Annotated in this window: 25 protein-coding genes; 4 read left to right on the top strand and 21 right to left on the bottom strand. The window is 73.8% G+C overall.

Translation table 11 applies throughout. From position 1 onward, the window contains the following. Positions 1-307 (bottom strand): hypothetical protein (locus ACFP3R_RS06645; RefSeq protein ID WP_380633819.1); only part of this gene is annotated, 307 nt, incomplete at its 3' end. 19 nt (positions 308-326) lie between these two features. Here ACFP3R_RS06645 and ACFP3R_RS06640 point away from each other — a divergent pair. Further along, positions 327-1,139, top strand: coding sequence for an aminotransferase class IV (locus tag ACFP3R_RS06640; RefSeq protein ID WP_380633817.1), 813 nt, complete (start codon positions 327-329; stop codon positions 1,137-1,139). Positions 1,140-1,152: 13 nt separating this feature from the next. On the opposite strand, the gene ACFP3R_RS06635 is transcribed toward ACFP3R_RS06640, so the two are convergent. Continuing rightward, positions 1,153-1,602, bottom strand: coding sequence for an Lrp/AsnC family transcriptional regulator (locus tag ACFP3R_RS06635; protein WP_380633816.1), 450 nt, complete (start codon positions 1,600-1,602; stop codon positions 1,153-1,155). Next, complete coding sequence (locus tag ACFP3R_RS06630) at positions 1,599-2,726, bottom strand: M24 family metallopeptidase (RefSeq protein ID WP_380633814.1); 1,128 nt, start codon at positions 2,724-2,726, stop codon at positions 1,599-1,601. Before ACFP3R_RS06630 ends, ACFP3R_RS06635 begins: the two co-directional genes overlap by 4 nt. Positions 2,727-3,134: 408 nt before the next feature. Between ACFP3R_RS06630 and ACFP3R_RS06625 the strand changes: the two genes are divergently transcribed. Further along, complete coding sequence (locus ACFP3R_RS06625) at positions 3,135-4,076, top strand: 5'-3' exonuclease (RefSeq protein WP_380633812.1); 942 nt, start codon at positions 3,135-3,137, stop codon at positions 4,074-4,076. Positions 4,077-4,239: 163 nt separating this feature from the next. Here ACFP3R_RS06625 and ACFP3R_RS06620 read toward each other — a convergent pair whose 3' ends face one another. From ACFP3R_RS06620 to ACFP3R_RS06610, 3 genes are all read right to left on the bottom strand, one after another. Then, entirely contained in the window at positions 4,240-5,448 is a 1,209-nt protein-coding gene (locus tag ACFP3R_RS06620; RefSeq protein ID WP_380633810.1) for a GNAT family N-acetyltransferase, read from the bottom strand. Positions 5,449-5,774: 326 nt separating this feature from the next. Beyond that, the gene (locus ACFP3R_RS06615) at positions 5,775-6,479 is read right to left on the bottom strand and encodes a DUF4333 domain-containing protein (RefSeq protein WP_380633808.1); all 705 of its coding nucleotides are present in this window, start codon (positions 6,477-6,479) and stop codon (positions 5,775-5,777) included. 99 nt (positions 6,480-6,578) lie between these two features. Further along, positions 6,579-9,344 (bottom strand): DEAD/DEAH box helicase, encoded by a 2,766-nt coding sequence (locus ACFP3R_RS06610; protein WP_380633806.1) that lies wholly within the window; start codon positions 9,342-9,344, stop codon positions 6,579-6,581. A gap of 198 nt (positions 9,345-9,542) precedes the next feature. On the opposite strand from ACFP3R_RS06610, the gene ACFP3R_RS06605 reads away from it, so the two are divergent. Beyond that, positions 9,543-10,046 (top strand): hypothetical protein, encoded by a 504-nt coding sequence (locus ACFP3R_RS06605; protein ID WP_380633805.1) that lies wholly within the window; start codon positions 9,543-9,545, stop codon positions 10,044-10,046. Positions 10,047-10,061: 15 nt separating this feature from the next. On the opposite strand, the gene ACFP3R_RS06600 is transcribed toward ACFP3R_RS06605, so the two are convergent. From ACFP3R_RS06600 to pafA, 10 genes are all read right to left on the bottom strand, one after another. After that, complete coding sequence (locus ACFP3R_RS06600; RefSeq protein ID WP_380633803.1) at positions 10,062-10,964, bottom strand: diacylglycerol/lipid kinase family protein; 903 nt, start codon at positions 10,962-10,964, stop codon at positions 10,062-10,064. Positions 10,965-11,006: 42 nt separating this feature from the next. Beyond that, positions 11,007-11,918: a twin-arginine translocase subunit TatC gene (tatC, locus tag ACFP3R_RS06595; RefSeq protein ID WP_380633834.1), complete on the bottom strand. Its 912-nt coding sequence runs from the start codon at positions 11,916-11,918 to the stop codon at positions 11,007-11,009. A 105-nt stretch (positions 11,919-12,023) separates the two neighbouring features. Beyond that, complete coding sequence (tatA, locus tag ACFP3R_RS06590; protein ID WP_380633833.1) at positions 12,024-12,356, bottom strand: Sec-independent protein translocase subunit TatA; 333 nt, start codon at positions 12,354-12,356, stop codon at positions 12,024-12,026. Continuing rightward, a complete protein-coding gene (locus ACFP3R_RS06585) occupies positions 12,238-12,648 on the bottom strand; it encodes a bacteriophage holin (protein ID WP_380633801.1) in 411 nt (136 codons plus the stop codon). The genes tatA and ACFP3R_RS06585 overlap by 119 nt, the downstream gene beginning before the upstream one ends. Positions 12,649-12,666: 18 nt before the next feature. Then, positions 12,667-13,638 carry a helix-turn-helix transcriptional regulator gene (locus ACFP3R_RS06580; RefSeq protein WP_380633799.1) on the bottom strand — a complete coding sequence of 324 codons (972 nt, stop codon included), beginning with the start codon at positions 13,636-13,638 and terminating at the stop codon, positions 12,667-12,669. Beyond that, positions 13,635-14,621, bottom strand: a complete 987-nt coding sequence (locus ACFP3R_RS06575) for a helix-turn-helix transcriptional regulator (RefSeq protein ID WP_380633798.1) — start codon at positions 14,619-14,621, stop codon at positions 13,635-13,637. The genes ACFP3R_RS06580 and ACFP3R_RS06575 overlap by 4 nt, the downstream gene beginning before the upstream one ends. 92 nt (positions 14,622-14,713) lie before the next feature. Beyond that, the gene (locus tag ACFP3R_RS06570) at positions 14,714-15,589 is read right to left on the bottom strand and encodes an SRPBCC family protein (protein ID WP_380633796.1); all 876 of its coding nucleotides are present in this window, start codon (positions 15,587-15,589) and stop codon (positions 14,714-14,716) included. Continuing rightward, entirely contained in the window at positions 15,586-16,155 is a 570-nt protein-coding gene (locus ACFP3R_RS06565; RefSeq protein ID WP_380633794.1) for a helix-turn-helix domain-containing protein, read from the bottom strand. The genes ACFP3R_RS06570 and ACFP3R_RS06565 overlap by 4 nt, the downstream gene beginning before the upstream one ends. Positions 16,156-16,267: 112 nt before the next feature. Continuing rightward, positions 16,268-17,431 (bottom strand): WD40/YVTN/BNR-like repeat-containing protein, encoded by a 1,164-nt coding sequence (locus tag ACFP3R_RS06560; RefSeq protein ID WP_380633792.1) that lies wholly within the window; start codon positions 17,429-17,431, stop codon positions 16,268-16,270. 40 nt (positions 17,432-17,471) lie between these two features. After that, positions 17,472-18,830 (bottom strand): Pup--protein ligase, encoded by a 1,359-nt coding sequence (pafA, locus tag ACFP3R_RS06555; RefSeq protein WP_380633790.1) that lies wholly within the window; start codon positions 18,828-18,830, stop codon positions 17,472-17,474. Between the two features lie 79 nt (positions 18,831-18,909). On the opposite strand from pafA, the gene ACFP3R_RS06550 reads away from it, so the two are divergent. Next, complete coding sequence (locus tag ACFP3R_RS06550; RefSeq protein WP_380633788.1) at positions 18,910-20,343, top strand: bifunctional phosphatase PAP2/diacylglycerol kinase family protein; 1,434 nt, start codon at positions 18,910-18,912, stop codon at positions 20,341-20,343. A gap of 304 nt (positions 20,344-20,647) precedes the next feature. Here the strand turns inward: ACFP3R_RS06550 and prcA are convergent, their stop codons facing one another. From prcA to ACFP3R_RS06525, 5 genes are all read right to left on the bottom strand, one after another. Further along, positions 20,648-21,436 (bottom strand): proteasome subunit alpha, encoded by a 789-nt coding sequence (prcA, locus tag ACFP3R_RS06545; RefSeq protein ID WP_380633786.1) that lies wholly within the window; start codon positions 21,434-21,436, stop codon positions 20,648-20,650. 52 nt (positions 21,437-21,488) lie between these two features. Then, positions 21,489-22,337, bottom strand: a complete 849-nt coding sequence (gene prcB / locus ACFP3R_RS06540) for a proteasome subunit beta (RefSeq protein ID WP_380633785.1) — start codon at positions 22,335-22,337, stop codon at positions 21,489-21,491. 31 nt (positions 22,338-22,368) lie between these two features. Then, positions 22,369-22,563, bottom strand: a complete 195-nt coding sequence (locus ACFP3R_RS06535) for a ubiquitin-like protein Pup (RefSeq protein WP_344038073.1) — start codon at positions 22,561-22,563, stop codon at positions 22,369-22,371. Between the two features lie 83 nt (positions 22,564-22,646). Beyond that, positions 22,647-24,143 (bottom strand): depupylase/deamidase Dop, encoded by a 1,497-nt coding sequence (gene dop, locus ACFP3R_RS06530; protein WP_380633782.1) that lies wholly within the window; start codon positions 24,141-24,143, stop codon positions 22,647-22,649. Between the two features lie 54 nt (positions 24,144-24,197). Continuing rightward, complete coding sequence (locus ACFP3R_RS06525) at positions 24,198-26,657, bottom strand: FtsX-like permease family protein (protein ID WP_380633781.1); 2,460 nt, start codon at positions 26,655-26,657, stop codon at positions 24,198-24,200. Positions 26,658-26,756: the final 99 nt, after the last annotated feature.

Genomic DNA, 26,756 nt, shown 5'->3' with positions numbered 1-26,756 from the left:
GGGCGGCGGCTGGGCGGGTGGGGTCGGCGGTCCGGGTGGGGTCGGCGGCCCGGGTGGGGTCGGCGGCCCGGGTGGGGTCGGCGGTGCGGGTGGGGTCGGCGGTGCGGGTGGGGTCGGCGGTGCGGGCGAGGTCGGCCGCGCGGGCCGCGTGCGCCTGGTTCGCCCCGGTGAACACGTCCACCGGGCCGGCGATGTCGGTCATCGTCGCCCCCTCGTAGCCGACGATCAGCACCTCGCGCTCCACGACACCCACCCTCCTGCGGTCGCGGGTCGGCGGCAACGACGCGCGACCCTCGATTCCCGCCACGCACGCTACGGTCGAGCGCGTGCTGAGGATCGAGATCGACGGCGCGCCCGCCACCCCGGAGCTGCTCGTGCCCGGCCTGCTGGCGAACTACGGGCACTTCACCGCCATGCAGGTCCGCGGCGGCCGGGTCAAGGGCCTGGAGCTGCACCTGCGGCGGCTCGACGAGGGCAACCGCGAGCTGTACGGCGAGGGCCTGGCCGGCGACCGGGTGCGGGAGCTGGTCGTGAGGGCGTTGGGCGAGGTGCGCGACGCGGCGGTGCGCGTGGTCGTGTTCGGCGTGGAGGAGCCGTCGGTGCTGGTGTCGGTGCGCCCGCCGGCGGGGCCGCCGGAGGGGCCCCTGCGGCTGCTGCCGGTGGACTACGCGCGGACGCTGCCGCACGTGAAGCACCTCGGCGGGTTCGACCGGCTGCACCACCGGCGGCGCGTGCGGGAGGCCGGGTTCGACGACGCGCTGCTGGTGTCCCGGGACGGCGCGGTGGTGGAGGGCTCGACCGCCAACATCGGTTTCCTCGACGCCGACGGCGGTGTGGTGTGGCCGGAGGCGGACTGGCTGCACGGCACCGCGATGCGGTTGCTGGAGCGCGAGCTGCCGTCCCGGCGCGAGGTGGTGCCGGTGGACGGGGTGGGCCGCTACCGCGCGGCGTTCCTGGCCAACTCGCTCGGCGTGGTGCCGGTGTCCCGCGTGGGCGACGTGGAGTTCGTCGTGGACGAGGCCGGTGTGGACGGCGGCGGCGTGGTCGGGGCCGGTGTGGTCGGGGCCGGTGTGGGCGGCGGCGGCGTGGCCCGCGTCCGGGCGGCCTACGACGCCGTCCCGGGCGACGCGCTGGGCTGAGCCCCTCGCCGGGTCAGACCGCCGGCGGGCGGTCCTCGTACGGGGTGGACAGCACCACGGTGGTGCGGGTCGAGACGTGGGCGGCCTCGCGGATCTGCCGCAGCACCTCCTCCAGGCCCGTGGGCGAGGCGACCCGCACGCGCAGCACGTAGGAGGCGTCGCCGGCGACCGAGTAGCACGCCTCGATCTGCGGCAGGTGCTCCAGCCGCCTCGGGTAGTCGTCCGGGGCGGCCGGGTCGATCGGGGTCAGGGAGATGAACGCGGTCAGCGGCAGGCCGATCTCGTCGCCGTCCAGGCGCGCCGCGTAGCCCCGCACCACGCCGCGCTGCTCCAGCCGCCGCACCCGCTGGTGCACGGCCGACACGCTCAGCCCGACCCGCTCGGCGAGGTCGGTGAAGCTGCACCGGCCGTCCGCGGCCAGCTCGCGCAGGATCGCCCGGTCCGTGGGCTCCAGGTTCGTCACGTCGGCAGCACCACCAGCTCGTGCGGCCGGTTGTTCACGCTCTCGACGCCGTCGGCGGTGACGATCACGATGTCCTCGATGCGCGCGCCCCAGCGGCCGGGCAGGTAGACGCCGGGCTCGACGCTGAACGCCATGCCGGGCTCCAGCGGCAGGTCGTTGCCGCCGACGATGTAGGGGTCCTCGTGGACGTCCAGGCCGATGCCGTGGCCGGTGCGGTGGACGAAGTGCTCGCCGAACCCGGCGGCGGCGATGACCTCGCGCGCGGCGGCGTCGACGGCCTCGCACGTGACACCGGGCCGCACCGCCTCGACCGCGGCGCGCTGCGCGGCCTGGAGCACGGCGTAGGTCTGCGGGACGTCGGCCTCGGCGGGCTCGCCCAGCGCGTAGGTGCGGGTGCAGTCGGAGTTGTAGCCCGCCGCGACCGGGCCGCCGATGTCGACGACCACCACGTCACCGGCCCGGATCACCCGGTCGGAGACGTCGTGGTGGGGCGAGGCGCCGTTCGGCCCGGAGCCGACGATGACGAACTCGGCGGCGGTGTGGCCCTCGGCCACGATGGCGGCGGCGATGTCGGCGCCCACCTCGCGCTCGGTGCGGCCGGGGCGCAGCCACTCGGCCATGCGGGCGTGGACGCGGTCGATCGCCGCGCCCGCCTCGCGCAGCGCCAGCACCTCGGCGGCGTCCTTGCGCATCCGCAGCTCGCGCAGCACCGGCCCGGCCAGCACCTGCTCGCCGCCGATGACGTCGCGGAGGCGGAGGTTGTGCAGCGCGGGCATCATGTCGGACACGGCGTGGCGGGTGCCCTTGAGCGCCCGGTGGACCAGGGCGTACGGGTCCTCGCCGTCCACCCAGGTGGCGACGTCGACCCCGAGCGCCCCGGTCGGGACGTCGGCGTAGCCGGGGTGCTCCAGCTTCGGCACGACCAGCAGCGGGGTGCCGCCGACGGGCAGCACGAGGCACGTCAACCGCTCGAACGACGAACCGCCCGCGCCGATGAGGTAGCGCAGGTCCGAGCCGGGTGCGATGAGCAGCGCGTCCAGGCCCGCGGTGGAGGCCGCGGCGGTGGCCCGGTCGAGTCGTGCGCGGAGCGCGTCCACGTCGACGGGCCCAACAGTGGTCGACATGTTCGGCAGCCTAGTGGTGGTGGGGCCGTTGCACGTCATCCTGCGGGGTGCGTTGCCTCGTGGGAGGGGCTTCGGCGTTGGGCCGGTGGTGGGTTGGGGCCGTCGGGCCCGGGGCTACACGATCGGGTGATCATGGCCCGAAAATGTACGGAAACACCGTTACCGGTCATCGGTTGATTGATGAAGGAAGCCACCGAAACCCGCCCCGTCCTCCCGCCCACCGACGCCGGACCCACTCCTACCCCGCCCACCTACTCCCTACCCGCCCATCCCCTCCCTCTTCCCTCCCTCCTCCCTCTTCCCTCCCTCCTCCCCTTCCCCTCCCTTCCGGACGCTGGGGCCGACGAGTTGTCCACAGGTGCTCGGTGGGGCCTCTCGGCTGTCGGTGATCTCTGGCAAGCTTTCCCCGTGAGCACCCCGCTGGTCCTGATGGACGCCGCCAGCCTGTACTTCCGGTCGTTCTACGCGCTGCCGGAGTCGATGACCGCTCCGGACGGCACCCCGGTGAACGCGGTGCGCGGCTTCGTCGACACCGTCGCCAAGGTCATCACCGACCGCAAGGCGGGCCGACTGGTGGCGTGCCTGGACGCGGACTGGCGGCCGGAGTTCCGGGTCACCGCCCTGCCGTCGTACAAGGCGCACCGCGTGGTGGAGGGCGCGGCCGACGGCGAGGAAGAGGTGCCGGACGCCCTCACCCCGCAGGTGCCGATCATCCTCGACGTGCTCGACGCGGTGGGCATCGCGACCGCCGAGGCAGCGGGCTACGAAGCCGACGACGTCATCGGCACCCTGACCGCGCGCGAGAAGACCGACCCGGTCGAGGTGATCACCGGCGACCGCGACCTGTTCCAGGTCGTCCGCGACAAGCCGACCCCGGCGCGCGTGCTCTACCTGGGCCGCGGCTGGGCCAAGGCGGAGCTGATCGGCCCGGAGGAGCTGGCCGCCAAGTACGCGCTGCCCGCCGCCGACGCCGGTGCCGCCTATGCGGGGATGGCCGTGCTGCGCGGCGACCCGTCGGACGGCCTGCCGGGCGTGGCCGGCATCGGCGAGAAGACGGCCGCGAAGCTGATCACCGAGTTCGGCTCGCTCCAGGCCGTGCTGGACGCCGTGCACGACGGGCGTGACCGCAAGCTCACCACCAAGGCCCGCAATGCCTTGCTGGCCGCGCAGGACTACCTCGCGGTTGCCCCGACGGTGGTCAACGTCGCCACCGACGCCGATGTCGTGCTCGACCGGTCGGACGAGGTCCCGGCCGCGCCGATCGATCCCGACCGCGTGGCCGAGCTGACCAAGCGGTGGGGCCTGGGCAGCTCCGTGCCGCGACTGGTGAGCGCGCTCGAACGCCGCTGACCTCGCGACCGCAGGAACTCAGGACGAGGGAGTACCGAGCACCTGGGGTTGTGGGCCCTGAGTTCAGGGGGCGGGCTTCGGCCCCTGCCTGCGGGGCCTGGCGCACGCAGGGCCTGGCGCTGCCCGCGCCCGGGATCAGAAGCTCAGGATCAGAAGGCCGGGATCAGAAGTAGGTGCCGCACCACGGGGTCTCGGACACGGCGAACAGGGCGTCCGCTCTGGCCGGCGCGTCCGGCTCCACCACGTCCAACCGGCGGGTCGCCGCCAGGGTGGAGAACGACACGTCCCCCAGGTACGTCGACGCCAGGGTGTCCACGTCCAGCACCACCTCGGGCGCGTCCGACACCCGGCTCACCCCGTCGGCCGACACGCGGTACGTGCCGGTGTTGTCGGGCAGGTAGGTGTCGCGCACGCCGATCAGCACGGGTACCCCGTCGCGGTACGTGCGCGCGCCCAGCGCGGCCGGCACGTCGACGAGCCGGAGCCAGGTCTCGTCTTCCTCGCCGAACGACTTGCAGGCCCGGCGGTCGCCCAGCAGCCATTCCACGGGCTCGTCCACCGGCCGGCCGAAGGCGACCACCTCGGCCACCAGGTCGACCCCCAGCGCGAACAGCCACAGGTCGGCCCACGCCTCCGGGGTGCGGGCCCACAGGTCGACCACTTCGAGGGTGGTCGGCTTCTTCTCCGACACGTCGTGCGCGCCGGGTTTGACCTTGTAGACCAGGAAACCGTCGTCCTGACCGGCCGATGACCTCACGGCGATCCGCGGGTTGTCCTCGGGCGTCGGCCGGTGGAGGTTCATGGACCACCACGCCGGCCAGCGGCCGATCGTGCCCACCCGGCGCGGCGCCACCTCCTCGTACAGCGACCGCGCGATCCGCTCCCCCGCCTCCAGGTCGACCAACCGCACCCGACCGGCGATCCGCGTGCGCGGCACGGCTCGCGACCGGTCCACGCGCACGGTGCGGTAGCGCGAGGCCACCCCGTAACCGAACCGGCCGTAGATCAACGATTCCGTCGCCCGCAACGTCGCCACCACGTCACCCGACTCGACGAACGACCGCAGTTGCGCCCGCTGCAACGCGCTCAGCACCCCGCGACGCGTCCAGTCCGACCGCACACCGACCCTCGACACGGCCGCGTGCGGCACCACGGCGCCACCCGGCACGGCCATCCGCGACGGGAACGCCTGCACCGTGCCGATCAGCTCGTCCTCGGCGAACGCGCCCAGCGCGCGCCCGGGTTCGTAGGACTCCCGGATGAACTTCCACGCGTCGTCGTTGGTGGGCGGGTGGTGCAGGGTGCTCCGGAACAGCGTGTGCGCGGCGCGGTACTGCGAGTCGTCGAGAACGCGGATGTCGTGGTCGGTCACCACCGCATCCTGCCCCGAGGTCGCAAGCAAGGCTAACCAGTTTTCATCACAGGGAGGAGGGAGGAGGGAGGGGGGAGGAGGGAGGGGGGAGAAGGAGAGGGCAGGGAGGCCGGGAGGACGGGGGAGGGAGCGGAGAGGGGGAGGGGCGGAAAGACGGGAGAGGAAAGCGAGAGGAGGAGGGAGGGGACCACGGGAGGAACGACGGAGGGAACGACAGAAGGCCGGGGATGGAAAGATCGAGGAAGGCAGAACGCGAAAGAGCCACCCCCTCCCGAACGAAGGGGGTGGCTCTCCAAAGCTCCTCGGTCAGGCCCGGCTTCGGCGGCTCAGCCCGCCGGCTGGCCCACCTCGTACTCGCCGTCCTCGGTCTTGACCGTGATCTTGACCGTCTTGTCCTCGCCGTCGATCTTGGCGGTGCACTCGAAGGTCGTGTTCGGCTTGACCTCCTGGTCCGCCGGGCAGGTCGCGCTCTCCACGTCGGAGATCTTGTAGACGTCCGTCAGGATCGTCACGACCCCCTTCTGGACCTCCGCGCTGTCGAACACCTTCTTCTTGAAGAACCCCGGCGCGACGAAACCGGTGATGCCCACGGCCGCGACCACCAGCACCACCAGGGCGACCACGACCCACAGCACCGCGCTGGACTTCTTCTTCTGCGGCGGCTGCTGGCCGTACTGCCCCTGCTGCCCGTACTGCTGGTACTGGCCGTACTGCTGGCCCGGTCCGGGCTGCCCGTACTGGCCCTGCTGCGGCTGCCCGTACGGGTTGGACTGCGGGTTCTGCTCGTACCCGCCCGGGTACTGCTGCTGCGGGTAAGGCTGCTGCTGCCCCCACTGCTGCTGCTGCGACGGGTCCTGCTGGCCCCACTGCTGCTGTTGCTGCTGCTGCGACGGATCCGGCTGCCCGTAGGGATTGGGCTGCTGAGCGGGGAAACCACCCGACGGCGTGCCGGGGTACCCACCACCGTAGGGCTGTTGGCCCCACTGCTGCTGCGGGTCGTTCCCCCCGGACGGTCCGTACGGACTGGTCATGCTCGGCCTCCGACGGTCGTGACGGAAAAAATCCAGGGCTTGCGGGCGCGATCAAACCACAGGTGCGAAGGGGTTACCCACCCACCCCGCAAAGCTTTGTCAAACGGTGGCCATCGCCACCACCCCGCGACGCAGCGCCTCCACCGCCTTGCGGGCGGTCCCGCCGACGGGATCACCCCCACCGACGACGTCCCGGATCTGGTCCAGGAAGTCGATCACCTGACGGCACCAGCGCACGAAATCGCCCGCGCCCAACTCGTTGCCGTTCTCCTCCGCCGACGACAGCACCCGCTCCAACGACTCCCCCCGCGCCCACCGGTACACCGGCCACGCGAACCCCGGGTCCGGCTGCCGCGTCCGGTCCAACCGGTGCCGCCGCTCGTCGTCCTCCAACTCGACCCACAGCCGCGCCGTCGCCGTCATCGCGTCCGACACCCGGCCCGGCGGCAGCCGCGTCTCCACCGGCCCGTCCCGCCGCGCCTCGTACACCAGCGCCGACACCACCGCCGCCAGCTCCGCGGGCTCCAGCCCCCGCCACACCCCGTGCCGCAGGCACTCCGCCGCCAACAGGTCCGACTCGCTGTAGATCCTGGTCAACCGCTTGCCGTGCTCGGTGACCTCCTCGCCCGGACCGCCCTCCTCCACGTGCAGGTAACCCCGCTCCCGCAGCAGGCCCCGAATCCGGTCGAACTCCCGCGCCAACGAGTGCGTCGTCGCCGAGACCTTCCGCTCCAACTGCTCGGTCTCCGCCAGCAACCGGTGGTACCGCTCACCCCACCGCGCGTGCTCCTCGCGCTTCTCGCACCCGTGGCACGGGTGCGCCCGCAACGCCCGCCGCAACGTCGCCAACTCCGCGTCGTCGTCCGCGGTCGACCGCCGCCGACGCGCCACCGGCGCCACGATCCCCGTACCGCGCAACGTCGACGCCAGGTCGCGCCGCGACCGCGGCGACCGCGTGTCCACCTGCCGCGGCAACTTCATCCGACCCAGCACCTCCACCGGCACCGGGAAATCCGCCGACGACAACCGACCCGCCCACCGGTCCTCGGTCACCACCAGCGGCCGCGCCTCGCCCAACGGCTCCAGGCCCGGGTCGATCACCACCGCCAGCCCCGACCGCCGACCCGACGGCACCGCGATCACATCACCCTTGCGCAGCCGCTCCAGCGACGCCGCCGCCTCCGCCCGCTTGGCCGAGCTGTTCTGCCGGACCAGCGCCTTCTCCCGGTCCGCGACCCGCCGCCGCAGCGACGCGTACTCCGCGAAGTCACCCAGGTGGCAGCTCATCGCCTCCGCGTACCCGACCAGCGCCTCCCGGTTGCGCTCGATGCGCCGCGACGAACCCACCACCGACCGGTCCGCCTGGAACTGCGCGAACGACTGCTCCAGGATCTCCCGCGCCGCCGACGCGCCCAACTGGTGCACCAGGTTGACCGCCATGTTGTACCCCGGCCGGAACGACGACCGCAGCGGGTAGGTGCGCGTCGACGCCAGACCGCCCACCGCCTTCGGGTCCACCCCCGGCTGCCACACCACCACCGCGTGGCCCTCGACGTCGATACCGCGCCGCCCGGCGCGCCCGGTCAGCTGCGTGTACTCCCCCGGCGTCAGGTCGACGTGCGCCTCGCCGTTGTACTTGACCAGCTTCTCCAGCACCACCGTCCGCGCCGGCATGTTGATGCCCAGCGCGAGCGTCTCCGTCGCGAACACCACCTTCACCAGCCCGCGGACGAACAGCTCCTCCACGGTCTCCTTGAACGCCGGCAGCAACCCCGCGTGGTGGCTCGCGATGCCCCGCTCCAGCGCCTCCCGCCACTCCCAGTAGCCGAGCACCATCAGGTCACCCTGCGGCAGGTCCTTCGTCTTCTCCTCGATGACCCCGCGGATCTCCTCCACCTCGTCGTGGGAGTTGAGCCGCAGACCCGCGCGCACGCACTGCTGCACGGCCGCGTCGCAACCCGCCCGGCTGAACACGAAGTCGATCGCCGGCAGCAGCCCCGCCCCGTCCAGCCGCTGCACCACGTCCACCCGCGACGGCGGCTTGAACCCGGTCGACCGCGGCGCCGCCCGCCCCCGGTCCTTGTTGCCCCGACCCCGGCTCCACGGCAGGTGGTAGCGCGACAGGTCCTCGGTCTGGCGCAGCAGCTGCGGGTTGATCCGGTTGTGCCCGTCCGGGCCCTCGCCCGCGAACAGGTCCATCATCCGGTTGCCCGCCAGCATGTGCTGCCACAGCGGCACCGGCCGGTGCTCGTCCACCACCACGGTGGTGTCACCCCGCACCTCCACCAGCCACTCGCCGAACTCCTCGGCGTTGCTGACCGTCGCCGACAGGCCCACCAGCCGCACCGACTCCGGCAGGTGCAGGATCACCTCCTCCCACACCGGGCCGCGGAACCGGTCCGCCAGGTAGTGGATCTCGTCCATCACCACGTAGGCCAGGCCGTTGAGGGTCGAGGACCCCGAGTAGAGCATGTTGCGCAGCACCTCGGTGGTCATCACCACCACCGGGGCGTCGCCGTTGACGGAGGTGTCGCCGGTGAGCAGACCCACCCGGTGGGCGCCGTAGCGGTCCACCAGGTCGGCGTACTTCTGGTTCGACAGCGCCTTGATGGGCGTCGTGTAGAAGCACTTGCGGCCCTCGGACAGGGCCATGTGCACGGCGAACTCGCCGACCACGGTCTTGCCCGCGCCGGTGGGCGCGCAGACCAGCACGCCGTGCCCGTCCTCCAGCGCCTCGCACGCGCGCCGCTGGAACGGGTCGAGCTCGAAGGAGATCACCGAGAGGAAGTCGGTCAGCTTGGGCCGGGCGGAGCGGCGGCGGTGGTCCGCGTACTGGTCGGCCGGTGACCGGGAGGAGCTTGACACCTGTCCAGGCTGTCACACGGGACCGACAAAATCCTTCCAGATCCGCGTGACGTCGGAGAACGTCGGTCGATCACCCCGGGAACACGCCGGAGCACGCGGGAACGCCGGGTGGTCCCGCGCGCCGCCCGAGACGGTGAATTCGGGCAACACTGAAGCAATGGAGAACACTGGCGAATAACTTGCGGCACACTCGGGGGCGTGGCGCCGATTCCGCTGCGGGACGGCGACCTCCGGTGGGTCTTCCCCCACCTCGCCGAGGTCGAGCCGGTCCTGGACGTGCTGAACACCGCGACCGCCCTGGTCGAACGGCTGGCGGCCCACCTCGGCCACCCCCGCGACGACCCGGACGACCCCGGCGGCGGCCTGGTGTTCGACCACCTGCCCGGCGCGCCCTACGCGGGTCTGACCGGGACCGTCCGGACCGAGGAGCTGACCTTCGAGCTGCGCCTGTCGGTGCCGTGCGACGCCCGCGGCCGGGCGGTCCGGCCGCCACCGTGGCTGGTGGACGGGGAGATCTCGATCCGCTGCGACGCGATCAGCGACTGCGGCCGGCACGAGCTGGAGACCCTGGAGTCGGAGTGCGGCACGCCGACCGAGGCCGCCGGGGGCGTGCTGGCCGTCGCCGGGTGGCTGCTCAGCCGCGGCACCACCGTGCCGCCGGCCGGCTGGCGGGAGCGCGACGTGCTCAGCAGGCACCGCTAGGGCGCCGGGCCACCCTCAGCGAGGGGCGCCGACCGCCGTCAGGGCGCCCGGCACGCACTCCACCTCCAGCGGCGCCTCCCCCAGCGGCACCTCGCGCAGCCGCTCCCCGTCCGCGTAGGCCACCCAGGGCGGCCCGGACAGCCGCACCGACCGGGCCCGGAACGTGCGCACCGCCGGGTGGTCGACGTGCCGCCCGGTGCGCAGCGTGGGCAGCATCCGCAGCAGGGTCCGCCGGGGCGACGCGGTCACCACGGTCAGGTCCAGCAGCCCGTCGGCGGGCGAGGCGTCCGGGCACACCGGGATGCCGCCGCCGTAGCTGGTGGTGTTGCCGACCGCGACCAGCAGCGCGTCCAGCTCCACCACCCGGTCCTCGGTCTCCACGACCAGCGGCCGGGCGCGCAGCGCGGCCAGCTCGGCGAGGATCGCCAGGTCGTAGCGCCGCGGGCCGGAGGGCCAGCGCATCGCGTTCGCCCGCTCGTTGACCGCCGAGTCGAAACCCGCGCACAGCACCGTCGCGAACCACGGACCGCCGGCCACCCGACCCAGGTCCAGCGGCCGGCGCGCGCCGGCGCGCAGCGCGGCCACCACGTCGTCCGCGGACACCGCGCCCAGGGCGGTGGCCAGGTCGTTCCCGGTGCCGGCGGGCACCACGGCCAGCGCCGTGGACGTGCCCGCGCACGCCTGCACGCCCAGGTGGGCGGCGCCGTCGCCGCCGAGCACGACCAGCACGTCCACCCCGTCCGCGACCGCCTCGCGGGCCAGCCGGGCGGTGCCGTCGGCCGAGTCCGCCACGCGCAGGTCGAGGTGGTCGACCACCTCCCGCAGCGCGGCCGCCACCGAGCCCGCCACACGCGCGGCCCTGCCCTTGCCCGAGGCGGGGCACACCAGCAGGGTCGCCCGCGTCGACGTCGTCGTCATGGCCGGGGAGCCTACGGAAAACCGGGCCCGGACCTACCCCGATCAGGTGGCGTCGTCGTAGCGCACCCGCTGCGGTTCCGGCGCGGGCACCGGCTCGGGCGCGGGCACCGGCTCGGGCTCCTCGATCGGGGAGGGCGTGTAGTCGAACGGGGCCGCCTCGTCGTCGGGCACGTCGTCCCAGCCCAGCTCACCGCGCTTGCGCGCGGCCCGCCGGTCGTGGATCCGGGAGATCTGGATGGCCAGCTCGAACAGCAGCGTCAGCGCCACCGCCAGCGCCACCATCGAGATCGGGTCGGTGCCCGGGGTGGCGACCGCGGCGAAGATGAACAGGCCGAAGATGATGCCGCGCCGCCACTTGCTCAGCTTCTCGTAGGGCAGCACGCCGATCTGGTTGAGCATCACCACGACCAGCGGCAGCTCGAAGCTCACGCCGAAGATCAACAGCAGCGCCAGCAGGAAGCTGACGTAGTCGCCCGCGGTCAGGGCGGTGATGAACTGGCCGTCGCCGAAGCCGACCAGCACCACCAGGCCCTGCGGCACGACGAAGAACGCGAGCGTGGCGCCCGCGACGAACAGCACCGAGGCGATCGACACGAAGGTCAGCGCGAAGCGCCGCTCCTTGGCGTACAGGCCCGGCGAGATGAACCGCCACACCTGGTACAGCCACAGCGGGGCGGTCAGCGCCATGCCGACGCCGGTGCCGACCTTCAGCCGGATCATGAAGACCTCGAACGGCTGGGTCTGCAACAGCTGGCAGCCCTGGCCGACCTGGGTCAGCCGCTGGTCCTCGGGGATGGCGCAGTAGGGGGTGGTGATGATCTCGCCGAGGCTCGTCACCGGACCGGCGATGTCCCAGCCCCACCAGATGAAGCCGAAGACCGCGCCGCCCGAGATGAACAGCAGGGACCAGCCCAGCCTGCGCCGCAGCTCGTACAGGTGGTCTTTCAGCGACATCGTGCCGTCGGGGTTGCCCCGACGGCTCGTCAGCTTGCGGCGGTCCCGGCGCTGGGACCACCACCGGACCGGACTTGCCCCCACCGCGCGGACCGTCCTTCGGCTCTAGTTGGTGCTCTGCCTGTTCTGGGTGTTCTGGCCCTGCTCGATCGGGGGCGCCACCTGGGGCTGCTGCACCGGCTGCGCGACGGGCGGCTGGGCCACGGGCTGCGCCACCGGCTGCGCGACGACGGGCTGGGCGACGGGCGGCTGGGCGACCTGCGGCTGGGCCGGCGGCAGCTGCTGGACCGGCTGCTGCGCGGGCGCCTGGGCCGCCTGCTCATCCTCGCTGCGCATCCCCTTGGTCTCCGCCTTGAGGATCTTCGCCGAACGGCCGAGCGAGCGGGCCATGTCGGGCAGCTTCTTCCAACCGAACAGCAGGATGATCACCAACGCGATGATGATCAGCTCGGTAGGTCCGAGGTTGGGCACGGTTGTCCTCCTGTCTCCCCAGGTCCACCGATGGTACGCGGGGCTCGCCCTGGCGGGCTCGATCCGGACGCCGTTCGGCGAGGGCCACCCCGAGCGCGGCGAACCGCGCCCGCAGCAGGCCCGCGCCGTCGCCGACCCTGTCACCCACCAGGGTGCTTGCCGCGCGGAAGCGGCGCAACGACCCGACGACCCGGGCCACCACCGCGACGAGCACGACGAGACCGAGGGCGATCAGGAGCAGGGTCGGCAGGTACGGCACGACCCCACCGTATCGGGCCTAGGTTGCCGGGAGGTGATCCGCCCGGCGCAACGCCGCCTCGGCCTGCCGGGTGACCGCCGCCACCAGGTCGGGGGGTCCCTCCACGTGCACCTCGCCGCCCAGGCCGAGCAGCAGCCGCACCATCCAGGCGGTGTCGGCGTACCGCATGAGCACCCGGGCGCGGCCGTCGCCCAGCTCGACCAGGCCGTCCGTCGGGTAGTACTCCGACACCCAGCGGGCGTCCGGTTCGAGCACCAGGGCGGCCGTGCGCTGCGACGGGTCGGGCTGGAACAGCCCCTCCGAGGTGTCGGTGGGCGTGGCGTGCGGCGGCGGCGCGGCGGGCTCGTCGAGCACCTCGACCGCGTCGATCCGGTCGAGGCGGAACAGCCGCACGCCGTCGGCCGCGCGGCACCACGCCTCCAGGTAGCCGCGCCCCTCGACCAGCAGGATCCGCATCGGGTCCACGACCCGCTCGCTGATCTCGTCGCGCGAGGGGGTGTAGTACCGCAGGTGCAGGGCGCGCTTGCGCAGCAGGCCGTCCGACACCGCGTCGCGCACGCGGGCGGTCTCCGGCGCCTCCCGGACGGCCAGGCCCACGGCCACGCCGGCGGGCCGCGCCTGACCCACCGCGGCCTCGATCTTGGCGGCGGCCCGCTGCACGGCGTCCTGGTCGGCCACGCCCGGCGTGTCGGCCAGCGCCCGCAGCGCCACCAGCAGCGACGTCGCCTCGGCGGCGGTCAGCCGCAGCGGGCGGCTCATGCCCGCGTCGAAGGTCACGGTGACCGTGTCGCCCTCGAAGGACAGGTCGATCAGGTCACCGGGGCCGTAGCCGGGCAGGCCGCACATCCACAGCAGCTCCAGGTCCTTGCGGACCTGCTTGGGCGTGACCTCGAAGTCCTCGGCGACCTCGTCGATCGGGACGCCGGGCCGGGCCAGCAGGTAGGGCACCAGGGCGAGCAGCCGGGGCAGCCGGTCGGTGGAGGCGGTCACGCGCGCACCCCCGCCCCGCGCAGCGCGCCCAGCAGCTTCTCCCGCACGGTCTTGGCCAGCACGTCCGGCTCCAGCACCACCACGTCCGCGCCGAAGCCGGCGACCCAGGTGGCGGCCGAGTCCGGGTAGCGCAGCCGCACCTCCAGCAGGTCGCCGGGCTCGCCGTCGAACTCCTGCTCGCCGACCAGCCGGGCCCGGCGGCGCAGGCCCTGGCCGCGGCCCTTGGCCACCCACAGCCTGGCCGTGGTCGCGGTCTGGTCGGGGGCGGGCTGGTTGCGGGCCACGAACGACAGCAGGTCGACCTGCTCGGGCGGGCGCACCGCGCCGGGCTTGCCGACCGGGAGGACGTCGCCGACGATCCGGGACAGCCGGAAGCAGCGGGGCGCGTCCCGGTCGCGGTCCTGGCCGACGACGTACCACCGGCCGCGCCAGGCGACCACGCCCCACGGTTCCACGGTGCGCCGCTGGGCGCCGACCGAGGAGGTCTTGCGGTAGTCGAACTCGACCACGCGCCCCTCCCGCACCGCGGCCAGCAGCGGCGGGAACGCGGGCTCGCTGGTGCGGACCTTCGGCTCGACCGGCACGGCCACGTCCTGGTCGACGTCGACGCCCGCGGCCCGGAGCTTGATCAGCGCGCCGTGGGCGGCGCCGGTGAACTGGGGCGAGTCCCACAGGCGGGCGGCCAGCGCCACGGCGGCCGCCTCGTCGGGTTCCAGGTCGATGTCGCCCAGCTCGTAGTCGCGGCGCGCGATGCGGTACCCGTCGACGGTGTCGAAGGCCGTGCTGCGGCCCGTCTCCAGGGGCACGCCGAGGTCGCGCAGCTCGGTCTTGTCGCGTTCGAACATGCGGAAGAACGCCTCGTCCGTCGCGGCGTCGGCGTAGCCGGGGACGATGGCGCGGATGCGCTCGGCGGTCAGGTACTGCCGGGTCGACAGCAGGCAGAGCACCAGGTTGACGAGCCGTTCGGCACGGGCGATGGCCACCGGAGAACCCTAACCCCGATCGCCGGCCGGGTGACGGCGCACCCGCCGGCCGGCCCGGGTGAACGGTCCTTTCACCCGGGCCGGCCGGGCGCTCAGCGCTCCACCAGCACGTCCTCGGGCAGGCCGGGCACGTCCGACTCCACCCAGATGGGCCGCCAGTCGGGCAGCTCGTGGAACCGGCGCAGGCCCGCCAGGCCCGCCAGCCAGCCGGCCCAGGCGCCGTAGGGCGGCCGGCCCTCGACGAACCCGCTCTGCACGAACGTCAGCCGGGTGCGCCCGCCGGACTCCGCCAGCTCCCAGCCGGCGACCAGCCCGTCCCACTCGATGCCCATGCGCCGGCCCGGCTCGTAGCCGACCACCCGGCCGGGGTCGTCGTCGGCGTCGAAGCCGCCCATGGCGAACCGGCCGCCGTCCCAGGGCTCGATGTCGACCTTCGCGCCGAACCACCGCGAGTACTGGCCGGGGTCCACCAGCGAGCGCCCGACGGCCTCGGCGGGGGCGTCGACGACCACGTCCACGCGCATCTCGTGCGTGGTGTAGTCGATCCTCGCGGTGATCGGGCGGCCCTCGACGTGGTCGACGAGGTTGGCCAGCGAGATCGTCCAGAAGGTGTAGAGCCAGGCCAGGACGCCGGTCTCGGCGACCGCCTCCGCCCAGCCGGGGAAGTGGCTCTGCGACACCGACACCAGGGTGCCGCCGTCCTCGGCGGCCCACCGCAGCTCGACCGAGGTCTCCTCGCCGCCGATGGTCCAGCGGAACGCCAGCGACGAGTCGTCGACGTGCTCCAGGACCTGGCGCGGTTCGTCGCCCTCGGGGGTGTGGCGGCCCCAGAACCGCCACCGGTCGGGCAGGTCCGCCTCCGCGTGCTCGGTCAGCCAAACGCGCAGTTCGGCGGCGTCGGTCAGCGCCCGGCGGACGCGCTCGGGCGCGGCGGCGGTGCGGACGCGGAGGACCACGGTCTCGCTCATCGGTCTTCCCCCTCTTGGTCGGGGTGGTTCGGGTAGCAGGCCACGGCCAGGCGGAAGGCGTCGCCCTCCGCGCCGCCGTAGCGGCTGAACAGGTCCTGGAGCGTGGTCTTGAGCTCGTCGAAGAACAGCTGCCGCTGCTCGGGCCGCACCCGGATCTCGCCGGACACCCCCAGCGAGGGCAGCTCGGGCCGGGCGCGGTCCAGGGCGGCGATGTCGGCCTGGACGCGTTCGGCCAGGTCGAGCAGGTGGCCCAGGCTCAGCTCGTCGCGCGCGCGGCGCGGCCCGAGGCGGCCGACCAGCTCCGGCGACAGCCAGTAGGAGCGGGCCGCCGCCTGGTAGACGCCCTCGGTGATGCCGCGCACCCGCCGCTGGTCGACCTGGGCCGCCAGACCGGCCTCCACCAGGCGTTTCACGTGGTAGTAGACCCGCTGCGGGGTCTGGCCGAGCACGGCCGCCACCTCGGTGCACGAACGCGGCTCGGCCAGCTGCCGCAGCACGTCGACGCGCTGCGGCTTGAGCAGGGCCTCGGCCTGCTCGATCTGCTCCAGGTACAGGACGTCTCTCATCGCAAAAATCATGTTGTACGTAAAAATCTGTTTTGTCAATATGGCCGGAAGAAGCCCCGGACCTGGTGGTCCGGGGCTCGTGGTCCGAGGGCTCGGGTCCGGGAGTTCCGACCTAACGCCAGGTCAGCACGCCGACGCGCCCCCTCGCCCCCGACGCCCAGCAGGAGCCCGACCGGGGGTGGCCCGTGCAGTCGACGGTGTCGAGGCTGCCCGCGTCGAACCGGTGCCAGTGCCGGCCGCCGTCCGGGCTGACGTCGCTGCCCGTCGGCCCCACCGCGAGCACCGCCGGACCCCACCAGGCCGCGCCCGAGCGGTAGCCGGCGGGCGGGGCACCCGGCGCGGTCCACGTGCGGCCGGCGTCCGCGGTCAGCGCCACGTTGGTCCCCGCGCCGTCGGGCTCCAGGTAGTCGCCGCCGACCGCCAGGCCGTGCCGGGGCGTGCGGAAGGCCACCGCGAACACCCCGGCCGACCCGGAGCTGACCAGCGGCGTGTCGCTCACCGACCAGTGCCGGCCGCCGTCGCCGGAGTGCAGCACGCGGGCCCGCTCGCCGCCGCCCGTGGCGATCCACGCGTCCCGCGCCCCGGCGGTGGCCACGCACTGCCCGCTCGCCGAGAAGCCGTACTCACCGGGCAGCGCGGGCGGCAGTCGGTCCTCGGGCACCGGGTGCCACGACCGGCCGCCGTCGCGCGTGGCCAGCACCCGGAACCGCCCGGCCACCGGGTCGCCCACGGCCAGGCCGCGGGAGCGGTCGAAGAACGCCACGCAGTTGTAGAAGGCGTCCGGCTCGGTGTTGCGGAAGGTCAGCGCCCAGGTCCGGCCGCCGTCGGCGGTCCGGTACAGGCGGGAGCTGTCCCCCGGCCCGATCGACAGGACCACGGCGGTGCGCGCGTCGAACGCCTCGACGTCGCGGAAGTCCAGGTCGGCGGTGTCGGGCGGGGCGACCGACGCCCAGGTCCGGCCGCCGTCGGCGGTGCGCAGCACGGTGCCCCGGCTGCCGCTGACCCAGGCCACGCGCGGGCTCACCGCGGACAGGCCGCGCAGCTGCGCGTCGGTCCCGGTGGGCCGGAGTTGCCAGGTCAGGGCCTGTGCGGTGGGTTCCTGCCCAGTGGGTTCCTGCCCAGTGGGTTCCCGCCCAGTGGGTTCCCGCGTGGTCACATCCCGCGCGGTCACGTCCCGCGCCGGGAATTCCTGCGCCACGGGGTCCTGCGCCACCGCGGCGGGCGTCAGGACCGCGGTGACCACGAGCGCGGCCACGGCGGGGAGAAGGCTCTTCATGAGGTGTCAGCCTCGCGAAGGGCCCTCCCCGCCGACACCGCTAGAGGGACGAGATCAACCGCTCCACGCGCTCGTCCACGGCCCGGAACGGGTCCTTGCACAGCACGGTGCGCTGCGCCTGGTCGTTCAGCTTCAGGTGCACCCAGTCCACGGTGAAGTCGCGGCCCGCGGCCTGCGCGGCGGCGATGAAGTCGCCGCGCAGCTTGGCCCGCGTGGTCTGCGGCGGGGTGTCCTTGGCGGCCTCGATGTCGCCGTCGTCGGTCACCCGGTCCACCTGCCCCTTGCGCTGGAGCAGGTCGAAGATGCCCCGGCCGCGCCGGATGTCGTGGTAGGCGAGGTCCAGCTGGGCGATGCGCGCGTTGGACAGGTCCATGTCGTGCTTGGCCTGGTACCGCTCCATCAGCCGGTGCTTGATGGCCCAGTCGATCTCGCGGTCGATCTTGGACAGGTCCTGCGCCTCGACCGCGTCCAGCGTGCGGCCCCACAGCTCCAGCACCCGCTCGGCCATCGGGTCCGGCGCCCGCTTGGCCACGTGCTCCACGGCCCGCTCGAAGTACTCGCGCTGGATGTCCAGCGCCGACGCCTCCTTGCCGCCCGCCAGGCGGACGGTGCGGCGGCCGGTGAGGTCGTGGCTGATCTCGCGGATCGCCCGGATCGAGTTGTCCAGGCTGAAGTCGCGGAACTGGACGCCCTGCTCGATCATCTCCAGGACCAGGTTCGTGCTGCCCACCTTGAGCAGCGTGGTCACCTCGGACATGTTCGAGTCGCCCACGATGACGTGCAGCCGGCGGTAGCGCTCGGCGTCGGCGTGCGGCTCGTCGCGGGTGTTGATGATGGGCCGGGACCGGGTGGTGGCGCTGGACACGCCCTCCCAGATGTGCTCGGCCCGCTGCGACAGGCAGTAGACCGCGCCGCGCGGCGTCTGGAGAACCTTGCCCGCGCCGCAGATGAGCTGCCTGGTCACCAGGAACGGCAGCAGGACGTCGGCGATGCGGGAGAACTCCCCCGCCCGCGCGACCAGGTAGTTCTCGTGGCAGCCGTAGGAGTTGCCCGCGGAGTCGGTGTTGTTCTTGAAGAGGAAGATGTCTCCCCCGATGCCCTCGTCGGCGAGCCTGCGCTCGGCGTCGACGAGCAGGTCTTCGAGGATCCGCTCACCCGCCTTGTCGTGCGTCACGAGCTGCGCGAGGTCGTCGCACTCCGCCGTCGCGTACTCCGGGTGCGACCCCACGTCCAGGTAGAGCCGAGAGCCGTTCCGCAGGAAGACGTTCGACGAACGCCCCCACGAGACCACCCGGCGGAACAGATACCGCGCGACCTCATCCGGGGACAGCCTGCGCTGCCCGTGGAAGGTGCAGGTCACCCCGAACTCAGTCTCAATGCCGAAGATCCGCCGCTGCATCCTTCAACAGTAGGCGCATCCGGCGCTTTCCTCAGTGATCCAATCGGGCGGCACGCCAATTACTGGATAACGTTCTCGTGTGCTCCGACGGGTGAACGGGCTGGACCTGGCCCTGATGAGGCGGTCCGCGGCCCTGCGCGGGACCGCGGCGGACCGCGGGTTCAAGCGGTTGTCGAAAGCGGCGAACCACAGCTTGTTGTGGCTCGTCATCGCGGGTGCGCTGGCCTCGCGCAGGGGGGTGGGCAGACGCGCGGCGCTGCGCGGGGCGGCCGCCGTCGGCGGGGCCAGCTTCAGCGCGAGCCTGGTCGCCAAGCGGCTGTTCCCGCGCCGCAGGCCCGCCGCGGACCTGCTGCACGAGACGCGCAGGCTGACCAAGAGGCCCACGTCCTCCTCGTTCCCCTCGGGGCACGCGGCGTCGGCGGCGGCGTTCACCACGGCGCTGGCCATGGAGTCGCCCGCCCTGGGCGCGGCGGTGGCGCCGGTCGCGGCGGCGGTGGCGTACTCGCGGGTCCACACGGGCGTGCACTGGCCCTCCGACGTGGCCGCGGGCACCGCGATCGGGATCGCCGCGGGCCTGGCCACGCGGCGCTGGTGGCCCCGGCACCGGGCGGACGCGGCGTCGGCGCGCGAGCACACCGCGCTGGAACCGCTGGTCGACGGCGAGGGGCTGGTGGTCGTGGTCAACCCCGGCGCCGGGCTCGGCGGGGTCGACCAGACCGGGGCGATCGTGCGCGAGTGGCCGAAGGCGGTCGTGGTGGACATCGGCGACCTGGACCGGGTGGTGGCCGGGCACGCGCCGCGCGCGCTGGGCGTGGCGGGCGGCGACGGCTCGGTGGCCGCGGTCGCGGCGGTGGCCGTGGCCCACCGGCTGCCCCTGGTGCTGATCCCGGCCGGGACGCTCAACCACTTCGCGCGGGACGTGTGCGTGACCGGCCTGGCCGACAGCGCGCGGGCGGTCGCGGACGGCGACGGCGCGCTGGTCGACCTGGCGGCGGTCTCGGTGGACGGCGCGGGGCCCCGGTGGTTCGTCAACACCGCGAGCCTGGGCGGCTACCCCGACCTGGTCCGGCTGCGCGAGCGGCTGCGGGGCCGGTGGGGCAAGTGGCCGGCGGCGGCGATCGCGCTGTTCCGGGTGCTGCGCACGTCCCGGCCGCTGCGCGTGGAGCTGAACGGCGAGCGGCTGCTGATCTGGTTGCTGTTCGTCGGCAACGGCCCGTACCGGCCGAAGGGCTTCGCGCCGACCACGCGCCCGGCGCTGGACGCGGGCCTGCTCGACGTCCGCTGCGTCCGTGCCGACCGGCGGCTGTCCCGGACGCGGTTCTTCGCCGGGGCGCTGCTGGGCTCGCTGCACCGCAGCCGCACCTACCGGCACGCGGAGACGCGGTGGCTGGACGTGCGGGTGCTCGACGGGGAGGTCGCGATCGCCACCGACGGCGAGGTGGGCCCGTCCGGGTCGCGGTTCGCGTTCCGGTCGCGGCCGGCCTCCCTCGGCATCTACCGCCCGCACGACTGAGGTTGACGGAGTCGACATTTGTGTCGGGGAAGTCGACGACGACGGTCGCGGACGTGCGCGCGTTCACCCGCGCCCACACCCGCGTGATCGGCACAGCCGACCGGGGCGGGGCGCGCGGTGTTCGCGGAGCCGGACGAGCGGTCCGAGGCCGGGACCGGGGAGCTGCTCGACGGCTCCGGCCCGCCCCGGTCGGGCGGGCACGGCGCCTCGGCGGGCCCCCGGGTCCGCCCACCCGCGCCGAAGGCCCCCGGTTCGGCTGAACCGGGGGCCTTCGGCGAACCTCGTGGTCCTCCGCCTCGTGGTCCTACGCCTTGTCGTCGTTCGGCGGCAGGTTCACGTCCGTGACCGGCTTGTCCCGGTCGGCCTCGACGGCCTCGGCCGTCGGCTCCGGCTCACCCGGCAGCAGGGCCGCCAGGGCGGCCCCCGTGATGCGCCGGAACGCCCGGCGCGGCCGGTCGCGCTCCAGGACCGCGACCTCCAGCTTGGCGCCGTCCAGGAGCTCGTTGCCGTTGCCGGTGCTGGTCGAGCCGGCGCTCAGGGCCTTCACGGCCACCCGCACCGCGTCGGCCAGGACCAGGCCCTCGGCGTAGACCTCCTTCAGGGCGGTGCCCGTGGCCTCGGCCTGCCCGCCCATCACCGAGTACTGCGGCTCCTCGACGATCGAGCCGTCGTAGGTGAGGCGGTACAGGGTGTCGTGCTCCGGCGTGTGCCCGACCTCGGCCACGCAGATCTCGACCTCCATGGGCTTGATCTGCTCGGTGAAGATCGAGCCCAGGGTCTGGGCGTACACGTTGGCCAGGGACCGGCCGGTCACGTCGCGCGGGTCGTTCTGGTACCCGCGGATGTCGGCGAACCGGATGCCCGCCTGCCGCAGGTTCTCGAACTCGCTGTACCGGCCGACCGCGGCGAAGCCGATGCGGTCGTAGATCTCCGACACCTTGTGCAGGGTGCTGGACGGGTTCTCCGCCACGAACAGCACGCCGTCGGCGTACCGGAGCACGACGACGCTCCGGCCGCGGGCGATGCCCTTCCGGGCGTACTCCGAGCGGTCGCGCAGGACCTGCTCGGGCGAGGCGTACAACGGCATCGTCACCGGTGCGGCTCCAGGACTCGACGACGGGTGGGAATGGGGTTCTGCACGGCCGTCAGCCCGCCGGGTTGGTCCGGCGGCCCTCGACGACGGCCTCGGCCAGCGTCGCGGTGCGCTCCTCGGGCAGGTGCGCCGCCCCCTCGGCCGAGATCGTCACCACGACGGGGTAGATCCGGCGCACCACGTCCGGGCCACCGGTGCCCGAGTCGTCGTCCGCCGCGTCGTAGAGGGCCTCGATGGCGGTCCGCGCGGCCGTCTCGGCGTCCGCGTCCGGGTCGAACAGCTTCTTCAGCGCCGACTTCGCGAACAGCGAGCCCGAGCCCACGGCCTGGTAGCCCTGGGCGTCCTCGAACCGGCCGCCGGTCACGTCGTAGGAGATGATGCGGCCCGCGCGCTCCGGGTCGGGGGCCGCGGTGTCGTAGCCGGCCAGCAGCGGCACCACGGCCAGGCCCGCCAGGGCCGCGTCCAGGTTGCCCTTGATCATCGCCGAGAGCCGGTTGGCCTTGCCGTCCAGCGACAGCGAGACGCCCTCGATCTTCTCGTAGTGCCGCAGCTCGACCGCGTAGAGCCGGACGATCTCCACCGCGATGCCCGCCGTGCCCGCGATGCCCACCGCCGAGTAGTCGTCGGTGATGAACACCTTCTTCATGTTGCGCTGGGAGATGACGTTGCCCATGGTGGCGCGCCGGTCGCCCGCGATGACCACGCCGCCGCGGTAGGTCAGCGCCACGATGGTGGTGCCGTGCGGCGCCTCGACCGTGCTGCCCTCGGGCAGCCTGCGGGCGGAGGGCAGCAGGTCGGGCGCCTGCGCGCGGAGGAAGTCGGTGAACGACGAAGACCCCGGCCTGAGGTAGGCCGGGGGCAGCGACGCGGCCGGGTAGTGCCCGGTCGAGCTGTTGTCCATGTGTGCGTTCTTCTCCTGTCCCGCCTGCGGCTTACTCGCCGCCCTTTTGCACGTACGCGCGGACGAAGTCCTCGGCGTTCTCCTCCAGCACGTCGTCGATCTCGTCCAGGATCGCGTCGACGTCCTCACCGAGCTTCTCGCGGCGCTCCTGACCCGCGGCGGCCGCGCCGTCGCCGTTCTCGTCGCCGTCACCGCCGCCTTGCCGCTGGACCTGTTCCTGGGACATGTCGTTCCTCCCGCCTTTCGGCCCTGGGGGGTCAACATTACCCAGTGGGCCCGACGTTGTGCGCCGCCACTCGGGTCCGTTGATCAGCCCCTGGTGAGCGCCTCCACCAGCTGCTCGGCCGTCTCCGACGCCTCCAACAGGGCTCCGACGTGGGCTTTCGTCCCGCGCAGGGGCTCCAGGGTGGGGATGCGGACCAGCGATTCGCGACCGAGGTCGAAGATCACGGAGTCCCACGACGCGGCGGCCACCGAGGTCGGGTAGCGCTCCAGGCAGCGGCCGCGGAAGTAGGCGCGGGTGTCCTCCGGCGGCGCGAGCACGGCCGCCCGCACCTCCTCCTCGGCGACCAGGCGCTTCATCGAGCCGCGCGCCACCAGCCGGTTGTACAGGCCCTTGTCCAGCCGCACGTCGGAGTACTGGAGGTCGACCAGCGACAGGCGCGGCGAGCCCCACGCGAGGCCGTCGCGGGACCGGTAGCCCTCCAGCAGCCGCAGCTTGGCCACCCAGTCGAGCCGGTCGGCGCACTCCTGCGGGTCGCGGGCCAGCGCGTCGAGCACCTCGCCCCACACGCGCAGCACGTCGCGGTCGCCGTATCCCTCCTTCTCCACGAACTCCGAGGCGCGCTCGTAGTAGGCGAACTGGAGGTCCAACCCGGTGAACTTGCGCCCGCCGGTCAGCTCGACCCGGGTCTTCAGGGTCGGGTCGTGGCTGATCTGGTGCACCGCCCGGACCGGCTCCAGCAGCCGCAGGTCGTCGAACCGACGACCTGCCTCGATCATGTCCAGCACCAGCGAGGTGGTGCCGACCTTGAGGTAGGTGGAGTACTCGGCCAGGTTCGCGTCGCCGATGATGACGTGCAGCCTGCGGTACTTGTCCGCGTCGGCGTGCGGCTCGTCGCGGGTGTTGATGATGCCGCGCTTGAGCGTGGTCTCCAGGCCGACCTCGACCTCGATGTAGTCCGAGCGCTGGGACAGCTGGTAGCCGACCTCCTCGCCCGCCGAGCCCAGGCCGACCCGGCCGGAGCCGACCACGACCTGGCGGGAGGCGAAGAACGGCGTCAGCCCCGCGATGACCGCCGTGAACGGCGTGCTGCGCCGCATCAGGTAGTTCTCGTGGGTGCCGTAGCTGGCGCCCTTGCCGTCGACGTTGTTCTTGTAGAGCTGGAGCCGGGGCTGGCCGGGCACGGTGGCCGCCTTCATCGCGGCCTCCTCCATCACCCGTTCGCCGGCCTTGTCCCAGATCACCGCGTCGCGCGCGTTGGTGACCTCGGGGGCCGAGTACTCCGGGTGCGCGTGGTCGACGTAGAGGCGCGCGCCGTTGGTGAGGATGACGTTGGCCGCGCCCAGGTCCTCGACGTCGCCGTCGCCGCCGTGGTGGCCGCCGGGCGCGCCGAGGTCGAAGCCGCGCGCGTCGCGCAGCGGCGATTCCACCTCGTAGTCCCAGCGCGCCCGGCGGGACCTCGGCACGTCGGCGGCGGCCGCGTAGGCCAGCACCACCTGTGTCGAGGTGAGCACCGGGTTGGCCGTCGCGTCGCCCGGCACCGCGATGCCGTACTCGACCTCGGTTCCCATGATCCGCCGCATACGTCGCAGCCTACGACCAACCACCGGCGCGGCGCTGCCGGCCGGGATCACGTTTCAGCCGGCGGCGAGCCCGGCGGCGGGCCGGATGCGGGAGGCGTTGCGGGCCGGGCCGAGGGCCGCGAGCACCGCCAGCGCCACCACCCCGACGCCGCCGACCAGCAGGGGCGCCACGGCCGCGGTGGGCCACGCGAACAGACCCGCGGCGGCCAGCGTCAGCTCGGCGTAGACCAGGCCGAACAACCCGCCGCCCAGCACCCCGACCAGCGACAACAGCACCGCCTCGGCGACCACGCCGCCCTGGATGCCGCCCCGGGTGACGCCCAGGGCGCGGCGCAGCGCCAGCTCCTTGCGGCGCTCCTGCACCGAGATCGTCAACGCCGTCCCGATGCCGGTCACGGCGACCGCGACGGACAGCCCCAGCAGCACCATGAGCAGCAGGATGCCCAGGTCGAGGTAGCGCCGGTCCTGCGCGCCCTCCTCGGCCCTGGTGTTCACCACGACGGTGGGCGAGGCGGTCAGCGCGCCCTCCACGGCCGCCTCGTAGGCCGCCGGGTCGGCGCCCGGCGCGAACGCCACCAGCACCCGCGTGGGCGGGGCCAGGCCCGGGTCGGCCACCACCAGGTCGAAGCCGTCCAGCAGCTCGTCGCCGAAGGTGCCGGCGACCCGGGCCGTGCGCGGGCCGCCGGGCAGCCCCTCGACGGTGAACGGCTCGCCGGTCCGCGCCCCGGAGCGCTCGGCGTACCGGTCGGAGACCAGCAGCTCACCGGGCCCGGGGTCCACGGGGGTCGCCCGCGCCGCCAGGTAGTCGCGCACCTGCCCCGGTTCGGCGCCCGCGACCCGCGCCGGGAACGCCTCGCCGCCCGGGTCGCGCCGGTCGGCCTCCACGCCGTGCAGCACGACGGCGCCCGCCACCTCCGGCCGGTTCGCCGCCGCGCCCACGGCGCCGTCCAGCGGCCGCCCGCCCGCGTCGGTCACCACGGCGTCCGGTCGCGGCGCGCGGTCGAACTCCTCCTCCACCCGCTGCGCCGAGCCGACCGCGACCGCGAAGAAGGTGACCATGGCGGCGGCCAGCAGCAGCGGCATGGCCACCGACGCCGACCGCTGCGGCACCCGCCGCACCTCGGCCGCGGCCAGCCTCCACTGCGCTCCCCCGAAGCGGCTCGCGACCGAGCCGAACACGCGGCCCAGACCGGGCACCACGACCGGTCCCAGCACGCCGAACAGCCCGAACACCCCGGTGATGGCGGAGAACAGGACCAGGAAGATCGCCGCCAGGGAGCCCTGGGCCAGCACGCCGAGCGCGGACAGGACCGCCGCGAGCGACACCAGCACGACACCGAACACGCGGCGGCGGCGCACCACGGCGCGGTCCGGCGTCCGGCCCTCGGAGGTGCGCAGCGCGGCCAGCGGCGGCACCAGGGAGGCGGCGAGCGAGGGCCGGACCGCGGCGAACCCGCTGAGCGCGGTCGCGGTGGCCACGCCGATCAGCAAGTGGGTCCCGGTGGGGAGCAGCGCGGGGCTCAGCTCCACCGCGCCCAGGACCACCGACAGGCCGGTGGCGTCGAACAGCCGGGCCAGCAGCCACGCCACCACCCCGCCCAGCAGCGCGCCCACCCCGCCCGCGACCGCGCCGGTCAGCAGCGCCTCGATCAAGTTCGCCCGGACGAGTGACCCCCGGAAGGCGCCCAGGCAGCGCAGCAGCGCGGTGTGGCGCTGCCGCTGGAGGTAGACCGCGCGGTAGGTGGCGGAGGCGACGAACACCGAGGTGGCCAGCGCCAGGAGGCTGAACGGCAGCAGCACGACCGCGAGGTCCTGCTCGGGCCGCTCGGCGGAGACCAGGGCGGCGGTGTCCACCCGGAACCCCCCGCCCGCGGCCGCCGCCACCGCGGCCCGGTCGCCGCCGGTGACGTGCAGCGACAGGACCTGCGCCGGCCCCAGCCGGGCGGCCAGGCCCTCGCCGACGGCGATCACGGGCTCCTCGGCGACCGAGCCCCGCCGGGTGATGCCCCGGACCACCACGTCCACCGGGTCGCCCGCCGCGTCGGCCACGCGCGTGAGCGAGCCGGGCGCGAGGCCGTGCTCGTGGGCGGTGACGCGGTCCACCGCGATCTCGCCGTCCGGGCCGGGCGGGCGGCCCTCCAGGACCGGCACCCGCCGCGCCCCCTCGACCTCCACGTCCGCGTCGGCGCGGCGGTCGCCCGCGCGGCCGTCCAGCAGCAGGTCGACGCGCACCCGCCGGACCTGCCGCACCCCGGTCACCCCCGGCACCGCGGCCACCCGATCGGCGGTCGACTGGTCGAGGGACACGTCCGAGTAGGGCTGCGCGCGGACGACCAGGTCGACCCCGGCGGGCACCACCGGCGCGCCGTCGCCCACCGCGCGCACCATCGCGTCGCTCAGCACCAGCCCGGCCAGCAGGCAGGCGACACCGACGACCAGGGCGACACCGGGCAGCACGGCGCGGCCGGGCCGGTCGCGGAACTCCGCGACCGCGAGCCGCAGGGATCTGGGCACAACTCCTCCTCGTGACGAGAACGGCACGACGGTAGGAACAGCGGTCGTCGGCGGGCGTCGGCCCGGGGTAGCACGCGCCGGTACGACCGCAGGAGGATT

This window comes from Saccharothrix lopnurensis (assembly GCF_042658445.1).
GTDB classification, from domain to species: domain Bacteria; phylum Actinomycetota; class Actinomycetes; order Mycobacteriales; family Pseudonocardiaceae; genus Actinosynnema; species Actinosynnema lopnurensis.
This window is presented reverse-complemented; position numbering and strand designations above follow the sequence as displayed.

Excerpts from the sequence above, each read along its gene's own strand:
- ACFP3R_RS06630 (WP_380633814.1), bottom strand. The coding sequence starts at position 2,726 with ATGTCGACCACTGTTGGGCCCGTCGACGTGGACGCGCTCCGCGCACGA.
- ACFP3R_RS06615 (WP_380633808.1), bottom strand. The coding sequence starts at position 6,479 with ATGACCAGTCCGTACGGACCGTCCGGGGGGAACGACCCGCAGCAGCAG.
- ACFP3R_RS06600 (WP_380633803.1), bottom strand. The coding sequence starts at position 10,964 with ATGACGACGACGTCGACGCGGGCGACCCTGCTGGTGTGCCCCGCCTCG.
- tatC (WP_380633834.1), bottom strand. The coding sequence starts at position 11,918 with ATGTCGCTGAAAGACCACCTGTACGAGCTGCGGCGCAGGCTGGGCTGG.
- ACFP3R_RS06570 (WP_380633796.1), bottom strand. The coding sequence starts at position 15,589 with ATGAGCGAGACCGTGGTCCTCCGCGTCCGCACCGCCGCCGCGCCCGAG.
- ACFP3R_RS06565 (WP_380633794.1), bottom strand. The coding sequence starts at position 16,155 with ATGAGAGACGTCCTGTACCTGGAGCAGATCGAGCAGGCCGAGGCCCTG.
- ACFP3R_RS06560 (WP_380633792.1), bottom strand. The coding sequence starts at position 17,431 with ATGAAGAGCCTTCTCCCCGCCGTGGCCGCGCTCGTGGTCACCGCGGTC.
- pafA (WP_380633790.1), bottom strand. The coding sequence starts at position 18,830 with ATGCAGCGGCGGATCTTCGGCATTGAGACTGAGTTCGGGGTGACCTGC.
- prcB (WP_380633785.1), bottom strand. The coding sequence starts at position 22,337 with ATGGACAACAGCTCGACCGGGCACTACCCGGCCGCGTCGCTGCCCCCG.
- ACFP3R_RS06535 (WP_344038073.1), bottom strand. The coding sequence starts at position 22,563 with ATGTCCCAGGAACAGGTCCAGCGGCAAGGCGGCGGTGACGGCGACGAG.
- dop (WP_380633782.1), bottom strand. The coding sequence starts at position 24,143 with ATGCGGCGGATCATGGGAACCGAGGTCGAGTACGGCATCGCGGTGCCG.